The sequence below is a fragment of the Nodosilinea sp. FACHB-141 genome (genome assembly GCF_014696135.1).
Lineage (GTDB): Bacteria > Cyanobacteriota > Cyanobacteriia > Phormidesmidales > Phormidesmidaceae > Nodosilinea.
Map to the genome: position 1 here is coordinate 123,811 of NZ_JACJPP010000022.1, position 23,294 is coordinate 147,104.

A 23,294-nucleotide genomic window follows, 5' to 3' on the forward strand; every position below is an offset into this window, starting at 1 on the left:
ACTGTATACAGAGACCTGGCAGAGTTCTGTTTAGAGAGAACTTTCTGCGAAACGATAGCTAGAAAGGTCCAATGAAGCCGCAACAGCAACGCTGAGATTTAGCTCGGCGACCTACCGTATCGGAATAGGTGAACCGCTAAGCAATCGGAGCTTTGAACTGGGGGCCACATCAGCCATTTAAGAACTTGGTTCAGCTAACCCTAGCTTGCCCCTAAACAGGCCAGGGTTAGCAGGTATTTAGAACTGTCGCAAAAACCGCAGGTCGCTGGTGTAAAGGCGGCGAATGTCGTCGATTTGGTGCTGAACCATGGCTAGGCGCTCTACCCCTAGTCCTGCCGCGAAGCCGCTGTAAACCTCAGGGTCATAACCGACAGATTTCAGCACGTTGGGGTCGATCATGCCGCAGCCCAGCACCTCTAGCCACTTGCCCTGCCACTCTACATCTACTTCAGCAGAGGGCTCGGTGAATGGGAAAAAGCTGGGCCGAAACCGCACGGGAATCTCGCCGTAGAGCGCTTCTAGAAACACCTTGATGGTGCCTCGCAGGTCAGTGAAGGTAATGTCTGTATCCACTGCGAAGAACTCAATCTGGTGAAACACGGCGGCGTGGGTGGCATCTACTGTGTCGCGGCGATAGCAGCGCCCAATGGCAACGGCCCTCAAGGGCGGCTCATTGGCCTGCATGTAGCGAATTTGAGTGTTGGATGTGTGGGTGCGCATCAGATGGCCATTGGGCAGGTACAACGTGTCCTGCATATCGCGGGCCGGGTGGTCGGGCAGAAAGTTAAGGGCTTCGAAGTTATAGTAGTCAGTCTCAATTTCGGGGCCATCGGCGACGGTATAGCCCAACCCCACAAAAATATCAACGATGCGATCGATGATGCTATTGATGGGGTGAATGCGGCCCTGGGGTTGGAAGATGCCAGGCATAGTGACATCTAAGGTTTCGGTGGCCAGCTGAGCCTCAATGCGAGCGGCTTCTAAAGCACTTTTGCCCTGATCAAGCTGGGTTTGAATGAGTTCTTTAACTTCGTTGGCCAACGCACCAATGCGGGGACGCTCTTCGGCGGAGAGTTTGCCCATGCCCCCCAGCACTTTAGAGAGTTGGCCCTTTTTGCCCAGGTAGCCAATGCGCAGCTGCTCCAGTTCATCTAGGGTGGCGGCGGCGGCGATCGCGCTCCTAGCAGCCTCCTTCATGGCCATTAGGTCGGTTTCGAGCGAGGTGGGTGCGGCGGTCATTCTGCGTGTATGGTGCAACAACAATATAGGGAGGCTAGCCCGGCCAGCTCTGGGCAATACCTTGGCGCTCTAGGCTAGCTTTGGGCTTTGATTATTTTAGTGTGGCGGGGGAACAGTCATGAACATTCTCATCAGCAACGACGACGGTATTTTTGCCCTAGGGATGCGCACCTTAGCCTCTACCCTAGCGGCGGCGGGTCACCGGGTTACCGTGGTGTGCCCCGATCGCGAGCGTTCCGCTACCGGCCATGGGCTCACGATGCACAAGCCAATTCGTGCTGAGATGATCGAGTCGGTGTTCAAAGATGACATTGAAGCCTGGAGTTGCTCTGGCACCCCCGCCGACTGCGTCAAGCTGGCCCTGGGGGCGCTGATGGCAACGCCCCCAGAGGTTGTGGTCTCAGGCATTAACCACGGCGCTAACCTGGGCACCGACGTGGTCTATTCCGGCACAGTGTCGGCGGCGATGGAGGGGGTAATGGAGGGCATTCCAGCGATCGCCGTTAGTCTGACTAGCTTTACCCAGGGCAGCTTCGTCCCCGCTGCCGACTTCATTCGCGATCTGCTAAGCGATCGCGATCGTTTCCCCCTAGAGCGCCCCATGCTGCTCAACGTCAACGTGCCGGCGGTGGCGGCAGCGGAGATCAAAGGGGCCAAGATTACTCGCCAGGGCATTCGCCGCTATTTCGACCAGTTTGAAAAACGCCTCGATCCTCGGGGCAAAACCTACTACTGGCTAGCGGGGGAAGCCGTCGAAGACATCGAGGATCCCTTACCTAACCAAGGCTGGCCTCCCGAATTGACTCAGGCCATGACGGGTATTCCGACCGATGTGCAAGCGATTCGCGATCGCTATATCTCGGTTACGCCGCTGCAATATAACCTGACTGCCGTAGGCGATCTGTTAGATTTAGCCCAGGGTGAGCGGCCTCTGCTGCCAGAGCAAGTAGAGTAAAATATAGTTCACAACGAAATCTCACGGCGCTTCGGGGCAGACTAAGGCCAAGGCATCGAGTCAAGCTCTGACGCCTTCTAGGTAGGGTGGGTGCTCCACACTGATCATTTTGATTAGAGTTCATTACTATTGAAGAAATATCATGGTTGTGCTCTACCCCAAGGCGTACTTGTATTTCTAGCCTAATGTTCCATGCTTTCCCATCCCGAGAGATTCATGGCTGAGCTTACTGAGCAGTTTTTAGTCCGGTTTTGGGGCGTACGTGGGAGCATTGCTTGCCCAGGGCCGTCTACGGTGCGCTACGGCGGTAACACCTCCTGTGTCGAGATGTTGGTCGGGGGACATCGCCTGATCTTTGACGGGGGTACCGGTCTGAGAGAGCTGGGCCTGTCATTGCTGGCTGAAATGCCCGTTGAGGCCAACATGTTCTTTACCCACTCCCACTGGGACCATATCCAAGGCTTTCCCTTCTTTGTCCCGGCCTTTGTGCGGGGCAACCGGTTTAATATCTACGGTGCGATCGCTCCCAACGGCTCCACCATTGAGCAGCGCCTCAACGACCAGATGTTGCACCCCAACTTTCCGGTGCCGCTCCAGGTGATGGGGGCCGATCTCAAATTTTGCGACATCGAAGTTGGGGAAACCCTGCATATAGGCGACATTACCATCGAAAACGCCCTGCTCAATCACCCCGGCGAAGCGGTGGGCTATCGGGTGACTTGGCAGAATCAGGTAGCAGCCTACATCACCGATACCGAGCACTATCCAGATCGTCTGGATGACAACGCTGTGTGGCTGGCTCGCAATGCCGACGTCATGATCTACGACGCCACCTATACCGACGACGAGTACAACGACCCCAAATCGAGCAAGGTAAGTTGGGGTCACTCCACTTGGCAGGAGGCCGTAAAGGTCGCCAAAGCGGCTGGGGTCAAGACCTTAGTCATCTTCCACCACGACCCCGCCCACGACGACGACTTTATGGATCAGATAGCGGTTCAAACCAAGGCCGCCTTCCCTGGCGCAGTGGTGGCCAAAGAAGGTATGGTGCTTGATCTAACGGCCGCCCGCGCTACTCTGCCGTCGAAAGCCATTGGCACGAAGGCCCTAGGGAATTACTCCTCATCCCTGGAAGCGATGCACCTCGAACCTGATCCGAGCTGAATTGCTTCTCAGCTCGGTTGAGCCCAACAGACTGTGTAAAATGTAAAGCGTGTGGATCACGTCTTCGCTTACAACAGCTATTACTCCAACGGCGATCGCCTTGGGGAACTTTGATGGTGTCCATTTAGGGCATCAGGCCGTCATTCGCTCAGTGGTGCCCTTAGGGGCTCAGGGACAGGGCGAGTTTCATGCCAACCCGCAGTTGACTCAAGTGCCGCTGCGAGGGTTGAGTCAGCGCCAGAGGGCTCAGAGTAGCTTTCCAACTGCAAACTCTCAGCCGGCGGTGAGTCCTATTCCTACCGTGATGACGTTTTTCCCGCATCCGCAGGAGTTCTTTTCGGGGCAGGCTCGTTCGCTACTAACACCTCTACCTGAAAAAGCTGCCCAGATCAGCCGCTTGGGCATTGGTCAACTGGTGCTCTTGCCCTTTGACCAGTCCTTAGCTAGCCTCTCGCCCGAAGACTTTGTGGAAACGCTGCTAGTCAAACATTTGCGGGTGCAGCACATCAGCGTGGGCAAAGACTTTTGCTTTGGTAAGAAACGCCAGGGCACTGTAGACGAATTGAAAGCTTTAGCTGCCCGCTATGGGGTTCAGGTTCACATTGCTTCTGTCGTCGATTTAGGTACCGATCGCATTAGCAGCTCTCGCATTCGCCAGGCTTTGGAAAAAACCGATCTCGATACGGTTAAGGCGCTGCTGGGGCGGCCTTACAGTTTGGTTGGTCGGGTGGTAAAGGGGCAGCAACTGGGGCGAACTATTGGGTTTCCCACCGCAAATCTGTACTTGCCCGCCGAGAAGTTTTTGCCTCAAACGGGGGTGTATAGCGTGTGGGTGCATGGAGCAACTCAGACCCCTTATCCTCTCGTACCGGCGGTTATGAACCTGGGCACCCGCCCTACGGTAAAGGGAGTCGCACTCACCGCTGAAATACATTTGCTCAATTGGGAGGGTAACCTCTACGACAAAACCTTGGAGGTGTATCTACATAGTTTCCTGCGGCCTGAGCAAAAATTTGGCAGCCTTGATGATCTCAAGACCCAAATCCAGCGTGACTGCCAACAGGCGCTAGGCGAACTGGCGCGACAGCCGCTAGGCAGTTCGGGGGCGATCGGGGCATCATAGGCCTAAACACAATTAAGCCATGTCTAGGGGCAAGGGTTTTTCTATGGATAACCGCAGTTGCCAGCCGGATTTGGTATAGCAGGGGTCACCAGCATGCGCGAGCGGATTGAAACGCTAGTTCAAAATTTAGACAAAACCATCGTTGGGAAATCAGACTCCATTCGGCTAGTGCTAGTGGCGCTGTTTTCAGGGGGGCATGCTCTGCTTGAGGATGTGCCGGGGGTCGGCAAGACTCTGCTGGCTAAATCGCTGGCTCGTTGTATTGATGGTCGATTTCAGCGCATTCAGTGCACTCCCGACCTTTTGCCCACTGACGTGACCGGCACCAACATCTGGAATCCCAACAGCGGCGAGTTTCAGTTCATGCCGGGGCCGGTGTTTGCCAACATTCTGCTAGCTGACGAGATTAACCGAGCCACCCCACGCACTCAGTCGGCACTCCTAGAGGTGATGGAAGAGCACCAGGTGACCCTAGACGGCTTGTCCCGTCCGGTGCCCGCCCCGTTTTTTGTGATTGCAACCCAAAATCCGGTGGAATACCAGGGTACATTCCCGCTTCCCGAAGCCCAAATGGACCGGTTTGCGCTTTCCTTTAGCCTCGGCTACCCCACCGAGGGTGAAGAACTGAGCATGCTTCAGCGCCTTGGGGGTGGGGTCTCTCCCCACGACATTCAGCCTTGCATCACCCTAGATGAGGTTATGGCTCTGCGGACAGAATGTGCCCGGGTTACCGTTGAAGAGTCGTTGCAGCACTACATCCTCGACCTCGTACGGGCCACCCGCACCCACAGCGACATTACCCTTGGTGTCAGCCCACGGGGCTCGGTGGCGTTTTACAAAGCGATTCAGGCTCTGGCCTACCTAGAAGGGCGCAGCTATGCTATCCCTGACGATGCTAAGCAACTGGCCCCCCATGTGTTGGCCCATCGCCTGATCCCGGCTGGCCACCATCGGCCTCAGCGGCTGGTGGTTGACCTACTCGAAACTACTCCAATTCCTTAAGACTGTGCTTATCCAGGGCGACGTGTAGCTTCTGCGTTACCAGGGCAGACAAATTCCCCTGGAGAGAATGGTAGTTTTTATGGCCAAACAGCCCATAATAGGGGCGGTGAACTGAAGGATCGCAATTTCCTATGCCAAGAACGCCCAGTGAGTACATCATTCACATGCTGTTGGATGGCGGCCACCACGAAGAGGTACGCTTCTCTTCCATTCAAGATTTTCAAAAGTGGTACAGCGGCGAATTGATGCCCAAGGCCACCTCCGATGAGTTCATCACAGTGCCTCTGCCTAAGGTCAATCCTGGCGAATACATGGTCATTCGTCCGTCCCGCGTCAGTGCGATTCGGGTGGAGCCAGTGTTTAGCTCTAGCGTTGAGCGGTATTAATGGTTGGTTGGGTTAGGGCAAGCATAAATACTCGGTTGCTAACAGCAGGTGTGGCAACGGTAGCCTGTCTGGTTGGGCAAAGCGGTGGACTGTTCGCGCTGGCGGCTGAAAGAGGTGAAGCTCAGGATCTCTTCGTTTCAGATCTTCCCGCTGATGCTCAGCCCTCAGCAGCTCCACCCCTGACGCCATTGATGGGGGATAGGGAGAGCCGTCTATGGGCTGACCTTGTGCTGCCTGCTGACCGCCAAGCGTTGATACAGGCAATCAACCATAGCTTTACTTACTTAGCTACACCGAAGGCGGCAGCAGATTATCAGGCTTATCCAGTACCGGGCATTACGCGCGATCGCGTGTGGCGCAGTCTGCAACGTTTGCGGCAGCTAGTCGCTACCAGCCCCAGCAATCAGGCTTTTCAGATTGCTCTAAGGCGACAATTTGTTGTTTATGAATCGGTTGGAGCCGATGGCAGGGGCACCGTTGCCTACACGGGCTACTTTGAGCCGCAGTATCGAGCCAGCGCGGTTCCTACTGCTGAATACCGTTATCCCCTCTACCGTCGCCCTCCTACCCTAGATACTTGGCCTCAGCCTCACCCAACCCGCCTAGAGCTGGAGGGCGTGGATGGCTTGGCGGGCGGGCAGGGTGCCCTCGCTGGTTTAGAACTTGTGTGGTTGGCCAATCGCCTGGAGGCGTTTCTGGTACAGGTGCAGGGTTCGGCTAAGCTGCAACTCACCGATGGTCAGGTGATGTCGGTGGGCTACGCGGGTCGTACTGAATATCCCTACACCAGCATTGGCCGTGCCCTGGTCGACGATGGCAAAATCGACCCAAACGATCTGTCACTGCCCAATCTGCTAGCCTACTTCGAAGCTCATCCCGAAGACCTGAACCACTACTTACCTCAAAACGAACGGTTTATCTTCTTTCGTGAAGGCAGTGATGGGCCACCTTCGGGTAGCTTAAGTGTGCCGGTAACCGCTGGCTACTCGATCGCCACCGATAAATCACTGATGCCACCAGGGGCGATCGCGGCGATTCAGCTGTCGTTACCTCAACAAACACCTCAGGGCGATTGGGTTAGCCAACCTACTACCCGCTTAGTACTCGACCAAGATACAGGCGGCGCTATTCAAGGCCCTGGACGAGTCGATTTGTATGTAGGATCGGGTAGCCAAGCTGGGGAGCTAGCTGGACGTATCAACACATCAGGGCGCCTATATTACCTGCTGCTACGTCCCTAAAGGGCGGTGCCTCTAGCGCTGTTCCCTCGAGTTGCCACAGTCCGGGTGTTACCCTATAGGCCTATGGATACTTCCTTTGCCCTCACCCTACAGATTGTACTCACGGTGCTGGCCGGAGTTACTGCGCAAGTCATCGGGGAGATAGCCAGGGTTCCCAGCATTATTTTTTTGCTGCTCTTTGGCATTGGCTTGGGTCCGGATGGCTTTGGATTACTCCATCCTCAAGACTTAGGCATTGGGCTAGAGGTAATTGTGGCCCTCAGTGTGGCGCTCATTCTCTTTGAGGGAGGATTAAGCCTAGAGTTGAGTGAACTAGGTCAGGTGTCGAACAGTCTGCGCAACCTGGTTACTATTGGCATCTTTGTCACGCTGATTGGCGGCGGTATGGCAGCCCACTGGCTGGGGGAGTTTCCCTGGTCGCTGGCATTTCTTTACGCTTCGCTGATCGTGGTGACTGGCCCTACCGTAATTGGGCCTCTGCTGCGCCAGGTGGCGGTCGATCGCAAGGTGGCAACCCTGTTAGAGGGTGAAGGCGTGCTGATTGATCCCATTGGGGCCATCCTGGCGGTGGTGGTGCTCGATATTATTCTCAATGGAGATGCTGACCCCACTACGGTCGTCAGCGGCTTGATTTTGCGGTTGAGCATTGGCACGCTGATTGGCGTAGTCGGCGGTGGCCTGATTGGTCTTTTGCTAAAGCAGGCCAGCTTTTTAGGAGAAGATCTGCGCAACCTCGTGGTGCTGGCAGGACTGTGGGGGCTGTTTGGGCTGGCCCAGGGCATTCGTAGCGAGGCGGGGCTGATGGCTGCCGTAGTAGCGGGCATGGTGGTGCGCTGGCTGTCGGTGCCCGACGAGCGGCTGCTGCGTCGGTTTAAGGGGCAGCTGACGGTGCTGGCGGTGTCGGTACTGTTTATTTTACTGGCGGCAGACCTGTCAATTGCCAGTGTGTTTGCCCTAGGCCGAGGAGCGGTCTTGACGGTGCTAGTGCTGATGGTGGTGGTGCGCCCGGCGAATATCTGGTTGTGTACCCAGTCCAGCGATTTAAACTGGCGCCAAAAGCTATTTTTGGGCTGGGTTGCCCCTCGCGGCATTGTGTCGGCTTCGGTGGCCTCTCTATTTGCTATTTTGCTGACTGAGCGGGGTATTAGCGGGGGAGAGGCGATCAAGGCCCTGGTGTTTCTCACCATTATTATGACGGTGATGATGCAGGGGCTCACGGCGCGATTTGTGGCTAGCTGGCTCGGCATTACCAAGGCTGCTGCGGTGGGGGCCGTAATTGTTGGGTGCAACCCCCTCAGTTTGCTGATAGCTCGTTTAATGAGGGAATACGGCGACCCGGTAGTCATGATTGACACCAATGACGCCGCCTGCGATGCCGCCGAGAAGGAAGGCATCGAGCTTTTGATTAGCAGCGCCCTCGATCGCGACGTCTTGGAGCGGGCGGGTCTAGATAAAGCAGGCACCTTTTTGGCTATGACCAAAAACGGCGAAGTCAATGCTGTGGTAGCGCAGCGGGCGCTGGAGGAGTTTCAGCCAGCACGGGTAGTAGCGGTGGTGCCTCAGGAGAAGAGCGGGGGCGAGCTGCCCAATCAGGGACAGCTAAAGGGGGCACAGACGCCGCGCCTCTCCCTAAAGCAGTGGAATACTTACCTGAACGACGGGGAGGTGCGCCTGGGTGAGACCTGGCTGCGGCAGGAGAATAGCGAGCTGCAACAGGCGCACCTGGCTACGCTGGTGTACAACAGTGCCATGGTGCCCCTGCTGGTGGAGCGCGACGATGCGCTTCGAGTTGCCTTAGGGCAAGACCGATGGGAGGTGGGCGATCGCCTGATCTACCTCTGGCATGACTCCAAGCCCAAACTGCTCAAACGACTTGCGGGTGGTATTCAGCCCAGTCGGCTCACCCTAGAAACATTGCCTGTGGTGGAGGCCGTGCCCTCAGCGCCAAAGGATTCTCCAGCAGAAACCGCCATAGCAGCAACATTGATTTCTGAAGGGCCAGTTGCGTCAGATTCTAGATAAGCTGAATTTTCCTGACGCTATGGCGCTCCAGTCTTCACCATCGACTTTATGGCTTCCAACCCACCTCACGTTTCAGCACTGGGTACGCTCACTGGCATAGGCGTTGGCCCTGGAGACCCCGACTTAATCACGCTCAAAGCGCTCAAATGTCTTCAGTCAGCCAATGTTGTAGCCTTTCCCCAGGGGCGAAGCGGTCGACCCGGTTTGGCCCAAACAATCATTGCGCCGCACCTGGATCAGCAACAGCTACTGCCGCTCGATTTTCCCTATATTTTCGACCCAGACCAGCTCACCAGCGCTTGGCAGCAGGCAGGCGATCGCGTTTGGCAGTGTCTCAGCCAAGGCCAAAACGTGGTGTTTGCCTGTGAAGGCGATCTCAGCTTCTACGGCACCTTCAACTACCTGGCCTTGAGCCTGGAGCGCCGGTACCCAGCAGCACAAATCACTCGCATCCCTGGCATTTGCTCACCGATGGCAGCGGTCAGCGCCCTCGGGTTGCCGCTCACGGTGCAGTCAGACAAGCTAGTGGTACTACCTGCTCTTTATACCGTGAATGAGCTGAACGCTATTTTGAACTGGGCTGATGTCGTAGTGCTGCTCAAGGTGGGGTCAGTGTACAACCAGATTTGGCAATTACTACACCAGCGACGTCTCTTGGAGCACAGCTGGGTCATAGTGAACGCCACTCAGCCTACCCAGATCGTCTATCGCCCCCTGACGACCTACCCCTGTCTAGAGTTGCCGTACTTTTCGCTGATGGTCATAAGGTCGGGGGCAAATCCGCTACCCTAGAGATGACTAGGAACCCAGGTTTATAGGGTTAAGTCAATACCTCATAGCGATCGCAAACAGCACAGTACGGCATGAATTCACCTAACTCGCCCAGGTTAAACCAACTGCTCAAAACCGCCCGTCAACCCCAGTGGATAGCGGCGCTGTTGTCCTTGGGGTTTCACGTAGTGTTGTTTGCTGCTGGTCCCTCCTTTTCCAGCTTAAGCGCTACCGCTATGGGAGAAGGCGATTCAAATTCAGAAGAACGTCGGGTTCCGTTGATTGAGCTCACCCCCGAGGAGCAAAATCGTCTACCCGACTTTTCGACCCCTGCCTATTCTTTAGATGGTGGAGACGATCTATTGAGTTTGTTTCCCCCCTCAGGCAGCAGCCTACCCCTTGAGCCCGGTTCAGACTTTGGTGCGTCCTTGGCGATCCCTGCTCCTAGGTTGCCCTCTAATCCTTTTCCTTCGGGTATCTCACCCTATACCTCCTCTGGTCGTTCCTCTATAACACTGTCTCCCCGCCGCACTCCTTTCCCGTCTTCACTCAACAGGAGCGCGATCCGACGCCCTGTTAGGCCTCCTGCTGAAGATGCTGTATCCCAAGGTGCTTCGACACCAACCGCTACTTCTCCAGAAGATACCAGCGGAAATAGCGCTGCTGATTTAGAGCCAAATCAAGCTAATGGACAGGGACCTGATGCCGCGAGTGCTCCGTTAGAACCTACAAACCCTGCCGCGCCATCAGCAGAACCAGAGACCGAGCAAGCTAGTGAACTGCTAGCTAGGGTAGAGTTTGACGATGCTCAAACCAGCGCCAGTGAGGTTGAAATTGCCAAGGCGGCCTGGCTGCAATCTGTGCAAGAAAAATTAGGAGATACAGTTACCGAGGCATCTGATCCTATTGTTCTCAAAGTTCCCTACAGTGGTCGACTCTGCCTATCTCCTGAACCTGCCGATGCGTTACTGGGCGTAGTTGGTTTACCCGGTGAAACTAGCGACAGCCTCGAGTTATGGACCACAGTGCTGAAAAGCACCGGTTACCCGTTCTTAAACCAAGCAGCTGAACAGGCTCTTCAAGACCTCCAGAAACAGAATGCGGACGATAGCGCCTTGGCAGTAAATACCTTGTATCAAGTCACTGTAGAGATAGAATACGACGACCAAAATTGCATCAGTCGTGAGGCTCTTCTGCAATCGCGCACGGCTGCATCAGAAGAACCTAGCAACTCAACAGCTGAGTAACAGCCTCTCAGAGAACTTTGACTGATTCTACAGAACGGTAGTTGGTTAACTGAGCCATTGAGCTTTGACCTCAGCGCTTAGTCACTAAAGGCCACCAGTAAGCATTTGTTCAAGCTCACTGGTGGCCTTTTAATAAGTACGATCTATTTTTGAGGTGCGAGAACGACATCAGCATAGGTTCCAGACCGAGCTACTGTGCCTTTGTCGAGAACGTAGATGCGATCGCAGTGCTCAATCGTTGACAACCGGTGGGCAATGATAATTAGAGTCTTAGAACCAGCTAAAGCCCTGATTGATTCGCTAATCAATCGTTCCGTTTCATTATCTAAAGCAGAGGTTGCTTCGTCCAAGACGAGGATCTCTCTTTGGTGATAAAGTGCGCGGGCAATGCCAATGCGCTGGCGTTGTCCGCCCGAGAGACGTACTCCACGCTCACCTACTGCAGTATCAATGCCGTTTGGCAAGTCTTGAACCAGTTCCTCAAGCTGCGCTGCTTTGATTGCATACCACAAACGTTCATTGTCAATCTCAGCTTTCGGAACTCCAAAAGCAATATTTTTCTCAATAGTGTCGTCAGTTAAAAAGATGGACTGAGGTATATAGCCAACCAGCTTTCTCCAGTTCGGCAAATCACTATAAATTGATTTTCCGTCAAGAAAAATATCGCCACTCTGAGGGATCAGCAGGCTCAACATCACATCCACTAGAGTCGTTTTCCCTGCTCCAGATTGGCCTATGAGTCCAATAGACTCCCCTCGCTTAATCTCCATTGAAACGCCCACTAGAGAAGGCTTTGGAGAACTGGGGTATTGATAAAAGATGTCAGAAATCTTCAGGCTTTCAGAAAAATTAGAAGAATGTTTTTGGTCGGAAGTAGAGGAAGAGCTTGCTAGCAATGAGGGGTTTTCATATTTGCTGGACTCATTGTTTTCAATCTCTTTCAGATCCAAATACATCATGTCCAGACTATGGGCTGAGTTCCGCAGCTTGCCAATGCACTCTGCCAAATTACTAGCAGCCGGAATTAACCTCAAAGAAGCAACAGCAAATACACCCATGCTAGCAATTGCTGCTTGAAAGTCCTGGCCTATAAGTAACTGAGAAACACAAACAAAACCAACAATAGCTGTTATTAAGAGAGTCTCAATCATTGTTCGCGGCACAAATTGAGCACTCTGAAAGAGAATTTCTACTCGCGCTTCCTCGTGTACATGCTCCTCTAATTCCTTACGAAAATAATTTTCGCAACCAAAGACCCGAGTTTCTTTGATGCCTCCTAATCCATGATTAACAGCCTTGATAGTTTCTTCTCGAGCAATAGTCGATAATTTACCCCACTGCTTTAATCGCTTTACCAAGAAAGAGAAGACCACAAAAGCGGGGAAAAGCGCAGCTAGTGAAACAGTTAATAATAAACTGTTAGTCTTTGCCATTAACACTAAAAGTGTGGCAATTACAATGGCATGAGAGACCGATTCTACCATAGGCAAAGAAACCATAAAGCAGAATCGATGCGTTTCATTAGTTATTTTATTAATATAATCCGCAGTATTTCTTGTTAAGTGAAAATCGTAAGGAGCAAGTAGATAGGTATTAAAGAGACGTTCTTGAACAGCGGCTCTCTGATCGAAGAGAACTTTATATGAATAACGCTTGCTCAAGAAGTAAATAGCTCCTTTTAGCAGAAAGATAACAATAATAAAGATGCCAAACCAAAGAACAAGCTTCTCTAGGCTGTTGAATCCGAAGGTTTGATAGATCCAATTAAATGTATCGCTTTGCTGAACAACCTTTTCTGCATCACCTGCCAAATTTAGAAATGGACCAATTAAGCCTATTCCAAAGGCTTCTAAAAGAGATGTAAGCAGAAAAATGCCAACTAGCCAAATTAATTGACGTTGATGTCCAGAAAAAACATAAAGAAACTTTTGAAAATAACTCACTACTTCTCCCTCAAAATAACTGCTAAATGCCTTAACTGAATTAGCCGAGCAAAAGTACTTGACAAACCCTCTGTACTAAGCACGCAGCAGAACAAATGATCTATCGTCTAGATCCCTATGATGTTTGACCAAACAATTATGCAATTGATTGTAACCTAAGCTATGGGTGGAAAAAACTGCTAGGTGTCCCATTACTATAGTACCCAAATCTTAGTAACGATAGATTTAGTAGAGCGAATTATTCATGCTCCTAGGAGAACACTTTAAAGAAGCTTCACAGCATCTTCCTGCTTATCTAAATCTATCCTCAGAACGTTTCTCTTTCTCTGATTTTCTGCCGGCAGGGGAAGATTCGTTAATGCCAACTTCTCATGACGCTTATAAAATGACTTTATGGGTGAAAGCGATTGGCAAAGAAAGAACCGTGCCATGAGGTTGTGTAATCCAGGAGCTCGTCAAGCCTTTTGACCATGAAATTTCATCAGATATTTACATCTACACCTTGCCGCATAGGATATATCCAATAGAAGGCTAATGCTCATCTACATCTAATATAATTATTTCTAAATAGATTTCAAAAAAACGTTGTGGTGAAATAGCTACGCAAAACGCCAGAATTTGTTCCCATATTGTTTGTTAAAGCCCTTGACGCCATGCAAGCTCAAAAACTTACCCTTAACGGTAACACCGTAGTATCTGGAAAGCAAATTGATTTTGCGGAGACATGCTTTGCAGTCTTCTATCTTCTATTTTTTGCAGGAGCTTTTGGCTTTGGAGCAGATCTCGCCGCAGCTCCGGTTATTCCAACACCAATTATTACCTTGATTCGGTATGCTGCCTACGCAGCTGTTGTGCTGTTATTGTCACTGCGTCCTATTGAAACACTGAAGACGGCTCTTAGTAACAAATGGGCATTGGGGATAATTTTCATTACTTCCATTTCCTTTTTGTGGTCCTACAATCCTTCAGTCACAATAGATTCCATCTGGAAAGAATTTATCCCAATGTTTTTGTTGAGTCTTTATATTGCCTCTAGGTTTACGCTAGAGCAGCAATTTAAGATAGTTCTATGGGTTTTGGTTATAGTTTTTCTAGAAAGCGTAGCTCTGGCGGTTGCTATGCCGGGGGTAGGGCGTCATATTGAGGGCCCTTTTGTTGGTAGCTGGAAAGGGGTATTTGCTCAGAAAAATCAGTTTGGTGCGCACTCAGCAATGACTTTGATAGCTCTCTTTATGTTAGCTAATTATGCCAAAGAGAAGCAGAGATGGGCGCTAATACTTCTTGGGGGATGTTTTGCGGCGTTACTTGTTAGTAGTTCCGTTACAGCGTTAACTCTTTCTTTTGTAGGACTAACGCTAACAGTTTTCTATCGTCGCTTTGCTTGGCTAGGCAAACGCTCAGTTCTACTAGGTGCTTTGTTTGTGCTAGTTTCAGTTAGCTTCTTTTATGTTCTATTCTCCAATTGGGTAGATATTCTTGATTACTTTGATAGAGATCCTACATTATCTACACGAACACTTATCTGGCATCTTGTTATCAATGCGAAGATTCCAGGCAGCCCATACCTTGGATATGGAAGAGGTGTATTTTGGGATTCGGTAGGTCTGACGACTGGCTTTGAGTCTTTTGCATATCATGTTCCACCTCATGCGCATAATGGCTTTTTAGATCTTATTCTGGATGTTGGTTTTATCGGCTTTTCGTTCTTCTGCGTCACATGGTTTATGACTTATGTCAGGGCAGCAAGGCTTGCCTATGACCGGAAAGAAGCAGCTTATCTGTGGCCTCTTTTATTCCTATCAATGCTTGTTTTGTTCAACACCTTCGAAAGTTATCTGGCTCGTCTAACCACCTTGTATTGGATCATTTTTATTATCCTAGCTTTCTCTTTAACCCCAAAGGTTTTCGCCTCAAAGGATTAGAGCATTTTTATAGGACTTAGAGCAATAGATCTTTTAGAGTAGGTATTAGAATACTATTCAATCTACTGCGGAATATCTGTCTAGTGGCAAGCTACTTTGCCTATAGCCAAAAACTAACTAACATTCGAAAGTAAATCAGCTCATTATCTTGATAGTCTAATTGTCAGTTTAGTAGCTTATTAGTCAAGCAAGCTTAGGGCAAAAGTCTAGAACTAACGTTGCTGATGACAAGATGTTAGGAAAGGCTATATTTTAATCAGTAATTGAGCTTTTTGACAGTGAAGGCTAGTCTGTGTTAACTCACCGGTAGAATGCAAAAATTGGATGTTTTGGATGTTAATGCTACAGATGATGAATGCTTGATTTCGCATTCTCTTCTTATATAGCTGAACAGAGGACTGCTCTAGAGTTTTCATACAAGTAGCGAGACTGACGAAGTGTTATAACACTGACTGCTGTGTTTAGCACACAAGTCATTGCCACTGATAAAAAGGGGCCACACTACACAGACTATCGCAATCAAAGGCGATACAGCATGCTTTGATTGATTTAGCGATGGCTATACTACGAATATCAGACGCTAAAAAAACTCCTTGGTTGACCAAGGAGTTTAAGTATAGTAGAGTGCTTCGATTAGCTCAGCAGTATTGATCTGATAAAATACTTGAACTTTAGGCAGGCCAATTACATAGAGCTAGCTCTCTTACGGTAACCTTGCTTCAACACAGTTGCTTAGTCATCATTAAATATGTTGAAGACATCCAGAATGTTGAAGATACCACCTAAAGGAGCCAAGATTGGAGTTAAGGCTCGATTTATAGTATCAATGCCGACCAGGTAACCTTTCTTAGGTACTAAAATCACATCTCCATCCTGAACTTGATAGTTATCTACCAAGCTGGAAAGGTCTACTTTCTGCTCTTCAACCTGCCCTGTCTCTGAGAGTCGCACGAGGCGAACTTCTCCTAGTGCTGCATCAGAATTAGGGCCACCAGCCGCAGCGATCGCGCCAGCCACCGAACTGTTTGGCTGTATCTGTACTTCCCCTGGTTGAACTACGCCATCGCCAATAACGCGCACTCGAACATTGTCTGGAGCAATGCTTGAACTTGCTACTAAAGATGGATCAATCTCAGCACCGGGCTGTGCCTTAGGTACGAAGATAGAATCTCCATCTCTGAGCACCAAGTTGTTGCCTTGACCGCCACTGGAAATTGCATCCCATAAGTTCACAGAAATATCCTGCGCCTGACCGTTTGATAGCTGTCGCCGGACAATAACTGAGCGAATATCTGCTGTGCGGCGTATCCCGCCCGCAGCCACTAAGGCCGAAGATAAGGTTGGTGTGGTTGTGGCTGCTGTAATCCGGGCGTTTACATCTAGCTGCGTTTCAGCTGAGGTTAAGCTACTCAGCTGTACAGGTCCAGGACGATAAACCTCACCCGCTACATCTACAACTACTGGACGCAGCGCCGTTAAGCTGACATTGACGACTGGGTTTACCAGATAGGCATTGAGCCCTTGGGTAATTTCTTCAGATAAATTGTCGACAGTTTTTCCTGCTGCTTGAATAGACCCTAAGAATGGAAAAGGCATCGTGCCATCAGGCAAAACCACCCGTGAACCAGTGAACTCTTCGTATCCGAAGACCTCAATAGCAATTTGGTCACCTGCTCCTAAAATATAGTTTCCAGGAGCCTGTGAAGTTGGTAGCTCGATAGTTGGAGAATTAAACTCTGTTGATTGTTGAGCATTTACTGACTCGGTTGGAGAGCTAAATTCTACCGATTGTTGAGCATTTGCTGCTCCTAAGCTCCACAGGCAACTGTGAGCTAATGTGGCTGAGAGCGAAATTAGCGCAATAGAAAGTCTATCTAGTTTCATAATCTTAAGCAATAAGTCTAACGAACCGTTGTTTGCATTTCTGATAGCGTTGTCTTCCCATACTCGCCAGCTTTAATGCGAGAGACATAATCGCCGTGCTCGTTATTAATATCTACTCCGTTGGCAACTACGCCTAGGACATTTGCCTGCGACCGTTCTAGGAAAGACTTGGCTGCTAGGGCATTTGCAGAGTCTACTTTTCGAGGTCTGAGCACCAACAGAACACCGTCAGACATGCGCCCTAGCACGGCCGCATCTGCAGCCCCTAGGAGCGGCGGTGTATCAATTAAAATGTAGTCGTACTGCCGCTTCATCTGCTGGAGCAAATCTGCCATTCGCTCAGAATCTAGGATGGCTAGAGGGTTAGGTGGAAGAGCACCAGCCGTCATGAGAGCTAAGTTCTCAGAGATTTGGTGGACAACGTCTTGCTGGGTTTCTTCTCTAATGAGTACTTGGCTTAAACCAGCTCGGTTAATAACATCCCAAATATGGTGCTGAGATGGAGAGCGAAGGTCAGCATCAATCAACAATACCTGTTTACCTGATTGAGCCAAAGTAGCAGCTAAATTGGCTGAAACTTCAGATTTACCTTCTTCGGAAACTGAACTGGTAATTGCGATGACGCGATGAGGGGTGTCAGAGCTGGTGAATTTTAGATTTGCCTGAAGCATTTGAAAAGCTGCCGAGACCATGGGTTGATCTCTATCAAGGGCAGGAATATAGGCAGCTCGGTCAAGTCTGCCCGCAAGGTAGGCTGTAGAGCCTTCACTTTCAGACTTTGTGCGAAACTTAGGAACTAAACCGAGTAGAGTGTAGCCCAGCAACATCTCGCCATCCTTGGCAGTTTTGACTGATTTGTCGACCAAATCTAGGAAGAAGGCGCAAGCAATGCCAAGCAAACTACCTAGAAAGGTGCCAACGACAAGGGCCGGAATAAGTAGGCTACCAGCGTCTTCTGCAGGTTCAGCCCTTTCCAAAATTTCGGCGCTGCCGACGGTTTGGTTTTCAGCTAGCTGAGTTTGTTGAAAAGCTGCTAAAAGATTTTCATAGTTTAGCTGAGCTGACTGAAGACGCTGAGTCAATTCCAATTGGCGCTTCTCAAGGGCTGGAAACGCCTGAATTCTCTCGGCGTAACGATTTCGAGATTCAACCAGACTTTGCAGTTGACTAGCCAAACTAGAACGGTTTACGACGGCTGTGGCTAAGTCTGTTGTGAGCTGTTGATCTAGAGGGCTCATCTGTAGATTGCCGAGACCCGCAAGCTCAGTTGTGCCTACGATGTCTTCAACTCGTTCCCTAAGCAGGCTTTCCAGTGATTCTACTCGGCGCTCTAAGTTGATGACGGTGGGGTGAGTCTCTCGATAGAGACTACGCTGACTTGCCAACTCTGCTTGGGCTAGCTGTAAATCTGCTAGTGCTTGCTGAACAGCCGTAGACTGGCTTAAGGTTTCGATGCGTTTGGCTTGCTCTAGTGGGATTGCTAATTGTTCTTGTAGCTTGCTTGCTTGAGTGTTGGCACTAGCGAGAGTAGAAGACACATCGCGAATCTGGGTGTCTAGCTCAGCGATCGCAGTAACGGCTACGACAGCTTCGTCTTCAAGAACAACAATGCCATTAGCATCCTTGAACTGCTGCAGTGCTGCGGCCGAACGGTCTAGATCAGCTTCCGCAATAGGCAGTTGCCGCTCAATGAATTCTCTAGCTGTAGCTGCCTTCAGGCGGTTGCTGAGAATGTCTCGTTCTAGATATGCATCCATTACCGCGTTAACGACGGTAGCAGCTTCATCCGGATCGTCGGAACTATAGGCAATCTGTAAGATGTCTGCCTGTTCTGTAGACTCTACTTTGAGTTTGGTGCTTAGATCTGCTGGCTTTAGAGGCAAGCCGTCATCATCCGTAAGACCCAGGTTCTCAATAACGGATTCCATAACTGCAGTTGAAAGCACAACAGAACTTTGGTTCTGGAGGTTGTTCACTGAGAGAGGGAGTTCCCTAATATCTGTCCCTACCCCAGTCAGTGTTGGCGTAAGGTCTGGCCTAACCAGTATGCTGCCTTCTGCGCTATAGGACGGGTCCCGCGTCAAGGCAAAGAGTACTGAACCTGCCATACAGGTGCCTAGCACAAGAGTCGCTGGCAACCAACGCCGTTTCAGCACTAGCCAGTAGCGTTGTAGGTCAATTTCTTCAACGTAATCTTGGTAGGTCTTGTTAGTCATAGACGAATAGAAGTGAGATACGCCTGAAAACAATCTGGTTACTTACGCAATGCGGTAAGCTACTGTCCCATTCCACATAGACAACTCGATTGCTTAGACTACAGGTTTTGACCTGCAGTCGGCCGCATTAAGTGAAAATGTCTAGGTCGCCTTAGTGGTGAACGCTAGTAGGTCTAAATAATGAGTCAAAGACTCGTATAACTGCCTATCTGATTTAAATAGATGCTTAAACCCTTTACGCAAGCATATCCTATGGAAGCAGTCGCGGGGGGAGGGGTGTTGAGCTGTCTAGCACTGTCTTAACAATGATGACGATTCTATGATGCTCAAAGCCTATCAGGAACTTGATGTCGTAAGTCTGCTCACCCAAGTGCAGTTTTGCAGGCACAAGCAAATTCGGTGAATAAGACCCATCTACGGAAAATAGCCTGATGAAAGAACATCAGGCTATTTCTCAAACCCCAAGACTACGCCCACAGGAAGCCAGCGACTTACTCAATTAATTAATATCCTGCGGAAATGTCGCTTGCCGAAAAAATTGCTCGACCTAAACACAGGAGTAGCTGAAAGCTGTACAAGAGGTTCACGGATTGTTGTAACAGCTTTTAGTAACCGCTTCACAAACGTAAACCTCATGCTGGAGCCTCAATAGGCATCCTGAAGCTCATAGAAGTCGGGAGAAATATAATCTTTGCGAAGCGGCCAGCCCACCCAGTCCTCAGGCATAAGTAGTCGCTTTAAATTGGGATGGCCCTCGTAAACGATGCCATACATGTCATAGCTTTCTCGCTCTTGCCAATCGGCTGCCTTCCAGATCCAGTACACCGAAGGTACTCGAGGATTGCTACGAGGCAAAAATACCTTAACTCTGACTTCTTCGGGGTTATCGGTGTTGTCGTCCAGTTTTACCAGATGGTAAAAGCTCACCAGCTCCTTGCCTGGACCATCATCATAGGCTCCTTGGCACTGGAGATAATTAAAGCCATAGGCATATAGAGCAGTACAGATTGGAATAAGAAATTGCGGTTCTACCGTAATTATCTCTATTCCTAAATGATCGCGGGGCATTAACCTGTGGTCAAACCCGTTTTCAGTTAGCCAACTGGATACAGCGCCCGCCTCAACTAGAGGCGCTGCCGATGATTCACCGGCAGGCTCTGGCTGCGGAGATGATGCTTGGGAGTCTTCTTCAGCCATTTAAACCTCCTTATTCTCGGGAGTCAGCTCTGCTACAGTTTCAGACATGGGCATCCCCATAGCTTCCATGAGCTCCTTGGGCGGCACGGTATGAGTGCCTGTCTGTAAGTACTGACCTGTTAGGATTGCAGGCACTGCTTTAAGCTGATGGCTGCGCTCATAAAAACGATGGGTTTGCAGGGTGTAAGCACGATCCTGCATAGATTCTGTTGCTACTTTCTTCCTGAGCTTGATGATGGCGTCAATGATTGCCTCAGGCCTGGGAGGGCAGCCAGGGATATAAACATCAACCGGAATTAGCTTGTCGACTCCACGCACTGCCGAAGTGGAGTCGCTGCTGAACATGCCGCCAGTGATGGTACAAGCTCCCATAGCAATAACGTACTTGGGATCTGGCATTTGCTCGTAGAGCCGTACTAGGGCAGGGGCCATCTTCATGTTGATGGTGCCAGCGGTAATGATTAAGTCGGCTTGACGAGGACTGGCTCTAGGCAACAACCCGAAGCGATCGAAGTCGAAGCGAGAGCCAATCAACGCTGCAAACTCAATGAAGCAGCAGGCGGTGCCATAGAGCAAGGGGAACAAGCTGGATAGCCGACACCAGTTGTAAAGGTCATCGACCGTAGTCAAAATGACGTTCTCAGATAGCCCATGGGTTACCGCAGGCGGTGCTGAAGGATTGGCAAGCTTTTCCCCTGGGGCCAGAGAAAGCGGATCGGCGGCTGAGGGGGGTGTCATGACCATTCCAAGGCTCCTTTACGCCAAGCGTACACAAGACCAACAACCAAGATGGCAATAAAAATCAATGCTTCTACAAATGCTAACAAGCCTAGCTGGTTAAACGCTACCGCCCATGGATACAAGAAGACAGTTTCTACGTCGAAGATAACGAAGACCAGCGCAAACATATAGTAGCGAATGTTGAACTGAATCCATGCGCCACCAATGGGCTCCATGCCCGACTCGTAGGTGGTTCTGCGGGCAGGACCTCGGCTAACAGGGCGCAACAGCTTGGAGGCTGTCAATGCGGCCACTGGCACCAGACAGGATATGAGTAAGAAGACTAGGAAATATTCGTAACCAGATAAGACGAACACAGGTTCACCACCCTAGAAGGCTATTTCACACAGTGCGGTCTGAGACTTAGCAGCCCATGCGCTTCAGGTGTATTCTAAGGCAATTTAGCTGAAAAACTAGGGTCAAAGTTGATTTGGCAATGGAAGCTTGGCTGTGCGATCGCAAACTTAAGCCAAGGATTAGCCCAAAAGCTGGGTGGCCCAACTGTGTCATAATTGTTTACAACGAGCATCTTTGCCCTGCACGTTGTTTGGTGAGCTTTTTCTGGTCACAGAGGACGGACCACGGAGAATTCTGACCGCCCCGGTAACTCTTGATTGAATTTAAGGTGCCTTAGTCCTATGAGTGTTGAGTCTGATCCTTCGGCTAATTCATCTGAATCTGTAGATCTGGCTGCTAATTCTGAGGGGGCTGATGGCCTTGAGAGTAGCCCGGCTGAGGTGGTTGTCCTGTCTCCTGAGGAAATGGATTGCTACGAATGTCGATCCTGCGGCTACTCCTATGAGCCAGTTAAGGGTGACAGTCGGGCTAAAATTCCTCAAGGCACTGCCTTCGAGGATTTACCTGTGAACTGGCGCTGTCCGGTGTGTAGTGCTCCGAAGAAGCGATTTGCCAACATTGGCCCGGTCAACTCTCCCTCGGGCTTTAAGGAGAATTTGAACTTCGGCTTGGGCGTGAATCGGTTGACTCCTGGCCAGAAAAATATTTTAATCTTTGGCGCTTTGGCCGTAGGGTTTATGTTTTTCATCAGCCTTTACGGTTTGAGGTAGTGCTGTAAGCGCTTTTTGGAGGCGCCTCAGGGGTAGAGAGCGGGCTCTGCGGATTTGACTTGAGTGTTGTTTAGGAAGTACGGGTTTTGATTGTCTATGCACGCTGCGTTTGACTGGTTAAAGCGAGGCTTAGTGATGCTAGTGGCGGTGCTGCTGGCAACCAGCTGCTCTGGTTATTTTTTGCCGGACGCAGACGTGCATCCCTGGGAAGTCATCCAGGTGCCCGTGAAGTCTACTCTATCTGACATTGCATTTACCCAAAATGCCAATCACGGCTGGATTGTGGGTAGCCGGAATACCTTGCTAGAAACTCAAGATGGCGGTGATACCTGGCAAGTCCGTGAATTGGCCTTGGAAGATCAAGCTTATACGTTTACTTCCATTGATTTTTCCGGTAATGAGGGGTGGGTTGCGGGCCTCCCGTCGGTCCTCTTGCACACCGGTGATGGGGGGAAAACCTGGGAAAGCGTGCCTTTGAGCAAAGAATTGCCGGGTTCACCCTTTTTGGTTACGGCTGTTGGCAACAAGTCGGCTGAGATGGCTACTGATATTGGAGCGATCTACCGTACAGAGGATGGGGGGCGGACCTGGAAGGCTCTGGTGCAGGGAGCTGTCGGGGTGGTGCGGAATATGGTCCGTTCTGATGACGGTCGGTATGTGGCGGTGTCGTCTCGAGGAAATTTTTACTCTACTTGGGCACCGGGGCAGGATCAGTGGATTCCTCACAACCGTCAGAATTCAAGACGTCTGCAAAACATGGGGTTTGATAGCGACGGCAAACTCTGGGTTATCGCCCGCGGCGGCCAGGTGAGGTTTTCCAACTCTCGCTCCTCAGATGACTTCACCGAGGCTCTGAGCCCTGAGTTTGGAACGAGCTGGGGACTGCTAGACATGGCTTTTCGCACCGCCAATGAGGTTTGGGTGACTGGTGGTGGTGGCAATCTGCTCTGCAGCTTTGACGGTGGCAAGACCTGGTTGAAAGATCAAGCCGTTGGAGACGTACCCTCTAACTTCTATAGAGTGAAGTTCTTGGGGCCAGAGAAGGGCTTCATCCTGGGTCAGGACGGAACTATTCTCAAGTACCAGCCTGAGGTTGCCTAGGGAAAGTTGGGAGAACTTCGCTGAAATAGCTTGT

General features: G+C 50.6%; 19 protein-coding genes. 12 read left to right on the forward strand and 7 right to left on the reverse strand.

Features of this window, described 5'->3' with window-relative positions; all coding sequences use genetic code 11:
• Positions 1 to 237: 237 nt before the first annotated feature.
• Positions 238 to 1,239 carry a phenylalanine--tRNA ligase subunit alpha gene (gene pheS, locus H6F59_RS22915; RefSeq protein WP_190519988.1) on the reverse strand — a complete coding sequence of 334 codons (1,002 nt, stop codon included), beginning with the start codon at positions 1,237 to 1,239 and terminating at the stop codon, positions 238 to 240.
• Positions 1,240 to 1,357: 118 nt separating this feature from the next.
• Between pheS and surE the strand changes: the two genes are divergently transcribed.
• The 9 genes from surE to H6F59_RS22960 all read left to right on the forward strand — a co-directional run bounded on the left by surE (position 1,358) and on the right by H6F59_RS22960 (position 11,150).
• Positions 1,358 to 2,194: a 5'/3'-nucleotidase SurE gene (gene surE / locus H6F59_RS22920; protein ID WP_190706226.1), complete on the forward strand. Its 837-nt coding sequence runs from the start codon at positions 1,358 to 1,360 to the stop codon at positions 2,192 to 2,194.
• Between the two features lie 216 nt (positions 2,195 to 2,410).
• Positions 2,411 to 3,358, forward strand: coding sequence for an MBL fold metallo-hydrolase (locus tag H6F59_RS22925; protein ID WP_190706229.1), 948 nt, complete (start codon positions 2,411 to 2,413; stop codon positions 3,356 to 3,358).
• Between the two features lie 49 nt (positions 3,359 to 3,407).
• Complete coding sequence (locus H6F59_RS22930; RefSeq protein WP_190706232.1) at positions 3,408 to 4,481, forward strand: bifunctional riboflavin kinase/FAD synthetase; 1,074 nt, start codon at positions 3,408 to 3,410, stop codon at positions 4,479 to 4,481.
• Between the two features lie 93 nt (positions 4,482 to 4,574).
• Complete coding sequence (locus H6F59_RS22935; protein ID WP_190706235.1) at positions 4,575 to 5,483, forward strand: MoxR family ATPase; 909 nt, start codon at positions 4,575 to 4,577, stop codon at positions 5,481 to 5,483.
• Between the two features lie 131 nt (positions 5,484 to 5,614).
• Positions 5,615 to 5,869 (forward strand): hypothetical protein, encoded by a 255-nt coding sequence (locus tag H6F59_RS22940; RefSeq protein WP_073607332.1) that lies wholly within the window; start codon positions 5,615 to 5,617, stop codon positions 5,867 to 5,869.
• 50 nt (positions 5,870 to 5,919) lie between these two features.
• Positions 5,920 to 7,110 (forward strand): MltA domain-containing protein, encoded by a 1,191-nt coding sequence (locus tag H6F59_RS22945; RefSeq protein WP_313887294.1) that lies wholly within the window; start codon positions 5,920 to 5,922, stop codon positions 7,108 to 7,110.
• A 63-nt stretch (positions 7,111 to 7,173) separates the two neighbouring features.
• The gene (locus tag H6F59_RS22950; RefSeq protein WP_190706240.1) at positions 7,174 to 9,132 is read left to right on the forward strand and encodes a sodium:proton antiporter; all 1,959 of its coding nucleotides are present in this window, start codon (positions 7,174 to 7,176) and stop codon (positions 9,130 to 9,132) included.
• A 48-nt stretch (positions 9,133 to 9,180) separates the two neighbouring features.
• Positions 9,181 to 9,924: a precorrin-2 C(20)-methyltransferase gene (locus H6F59_RS22955; protein WP_190706242.1), complete on the forward strand. Its 744-nt coding sequence runs from the start codon at positions 9,181 to 9,183 to the stop codon at positions 9,922 to 9,924.
• A 71-nt stretch (positions 9,925 to 9,995) separates the two neighbouring features.
• Positions 9,996 to 11,150 (forward strand): hypothetical protein, encoded by a 1,155-nt coding sequence (locus H6F59_RS22960; RefSeq protein ID WP_190706245.1) that lies wholly within the window; start codon positions 9,996 to 9,998, stop codon positions 11,148 to 11,150.
• Between the two features lie 143 nt (positions 11,151 to 11,293).
• On the opposite strand, the gene H6F59_RS22965 is transcribed toward H6F59_RS22960, so the two are convergent.
• Positions 11,294 to 13,093, reverse strand: coding sequence for an ATP-binding cassette domain-containing protein (locus H6F59_RS22965; protein ID WP_190706248.1), 1,800 nt, complete (start codon positions 13,091 to 13,093; stop codon positions 11,294 to 11,296).
• Between the two features lie 653 nt (positions 13,094 to 13,746).
• On the opposite strand from H6F59_RS22965, the gene H6F59_RS22970 reads away from it, so the two are divergent.
• Entirely contained in the window at positions 13,747 to 15,015 is a 1,269-nt protein-coding gene (locus H6F59_RS22970; protein ID WP_190706250.1) for an O-antigen ligase, read from the forward strand.
• 732 nt (positions 15,016 to 15,747) lie between these two features.
• Here H6F59_RS22970 and H6F59_RS22975 read toward each other — a convergent pair.
• The 5 genes from H6F59_RS22975 to ndhC all read right to left on the reverse strand — a co-directional run bounded on the left by H6F59_RS22975 (position 15,748) and on the right by ndhC (position 21,409).
• Positions 15,748 to 16,899: a polysaccharide biosynthesis/export family protein gene (locus tag H6F59_RS22975; RefSeq protein WP_190706252.1), complete on the reverse strand. Its 1,152-nt coding sequence runs from the start codon at positions 16,897 to 16,899 to the stop codon at positions 15,748 to 15,750.
• A gap of 17 nt (positions 16,900 to 16,916) precedes the next feature.
• Positions 16,917 to 19,115: a polysaccharide biosynthesis tyrosine autokinase gene (locus H6F59_RS22980; RefSeq protein ID WP_190706254.1), complete on the reverse strand. Its 2,199-nt coding sequence runs from the start codon at positions 19,113 to 19,115 to the stop codon at positions 16,917 to 16,919.
• Positions 19,116 to 19,760: 645 nt separating this feature from the next.
• Complete coding sequence (locus tag H6F59_RS22985) at positions 19,761 to 20,312, reverse strand: NAD(P)H-quinone oxidoreductase subunit J (protein WP_190706258.1); 552 nt, start codon at positions 20,310 to 20,312, stop codon at positions 19,761 to 19,763.
• Positions 20,313 to 21,056, reverse strand: coding sequence for an NADH-quinone oxidoreductase subunit NuoB (gene nuoB, locus H6F59_RS22990; RefSeq protein ID WP_242021636.1), 744 nt, complete (start codon positions 21,054 to 21,056; stop codon positions 20,313 to 20,315). It lies immediately after the preceding gene.
• Entirely contained in the window at positions 21,047 to 21,409 is a 363-nt protein-coding gene (gene ndhC / locus H6F59_RS22995; protein WP_073607322.1) for a photosynthetic/respiratory NAD(P)H-quinone oxidoreductase subunit C, read from the reverse strand. Before ndhC ends, nuoB begins: the two co-directional genes overlap by 10 nt.
• A 444-nt stretch (positions 21,410 to 21,853) precedes the next feature.
• On the opposite strand from ndhC, the gene H6F59_RS23000 reads away from it, so the two are divergent.
• Entirely contained in the window at positions 21,854 to 22,159 is a 306-nt protein-coding gene (locus H6F59_RS23000; protein ID WP_278002582.1) for a rubredoxin, read from the forward strand.
• A 96-nt stretch (positions 22,160 to 22,255) separates the two neighbouring features.
• Positions 22,256 to 23,260, forward strand: a complete 1,005-nt coding sequence (locus H6F59_RS23005; RefSeq protein WP_190706261.1) for a photosynthesis system II assembly factor Ycf48 — start codon at positions 22,256 to 22,258, stop codon at positions 23,258 to 23,260.
• The last annotated feature ends 34 nt before the right edge of the window (positions 23,261 to 23,294 follow it).

Excerpts from the sequence above, each read along its gene's own strand:
- pheS (WP_190519988.1), bottom strand. The coding sequence starts at position 1,239 with ATGACCGCCGCACCCACCTCGCTCGAAACCGACCTAATGGCCATGAAG.
- surE (WP_190706226.1), top strand. The coding sequence starts at position 1,358 with ATGAACATTCTCATCAGCAACGACGACGGTATTTTTGCCCTAGGGATG.
- H6F59_RS22925 (WP_190706229.1), top strand. The coding sequence starts at position 2,411 with ATGGCTGAGCTTACTGAGCAGTTTTTAGTCCGGTTTTGGGGCGTACGT.
- H6F59_RS22935 (WP_190706235.1), top strand. The coding sequence starts at position 4,575 with ATGCGCGAGCGGATTGAAACGCTAGTTCAAAATTTAGACAAAACCATC.
- H6F59_RS22940 (WP_073607332.1), top strand. The coding sequence starts at position 5,615 with ATGCCAAGAACGCCCAGTGAGTACATCATTCACATGCTGTTGGATGGC.
- H6F59_RS22950 (WP_190706240.1), top strand. The coding sequence starts at position 7,174 with ATGGATACTTCCTTTGCCCTCACCCTACAGATTGTACTCACGGTGCTG.
- H6F59_RS22955 (WP_190706242.1), top strand. The coding sequence starts at position 9,181 with ATGGCTTCCAACCCACCTCACGTTTCAGCACTGGGTACGCTCACTGGC.
- H6F59_RS22960 (WP_190706245.1), top strand. The coding sequence starts at position 9,996 with ATGAATTCACCTAACTCGCCCAGGTTAAACCAACTGCTCAAAACCGCC.
- H6F59_RS22970 (WP_190706250.1), top strand. The coding sequence starts at position 13,747 with ATGCAAGCTCAAAAACTTACCCTTAACGGTAACACCGTAGTATCTGGA.
- H6F59_RS22975 (WP_190706252.1), bottom strand. The coding sequence starts at position 16,899 with ATGAAACTAGATAGACTTTCTATTGCGCTAATTTCGCTCTCAGCCACA.
- H6F59_RS22980 (WP_190706254.1), bottom strand. The coding sequence starts at position 19,115 with ATGACTAACAAGACCTACCAAGATTACGTTGAAGAAATTGACCTACAA.
- H6F59_RS22985 (WP_190706258.1), bottom strand. The coding sequence starts at position 20,312 with ATGGCTGAAGAAGACTCCCAAGCATCATCTCCGCAGCCAGAGCCTGCC.
- nuoB (WP_242021636.1), bottom strand. The coding sequence starts at position 21,056 with ATGGTCATGACACCCCCCTCAGCCGCCGATCCGCTTTCTCTGGCCCCA.
- H6F59_RS23000 (WP_278002582.1), top strand. The coding sequence starts at position 21,854 with ATGGATTGCTACGAATGTCGATCCTGCGGCTACTCCTATGAGCCAGTT.
- H6F59_RS23005 (WP_190706261.1), top strand. The coding sequence starts at position 22,256 with ATGCACGCTGCGTTTGACTGGTTAAAGCGAGGCTTAGTGATGCTAGTG.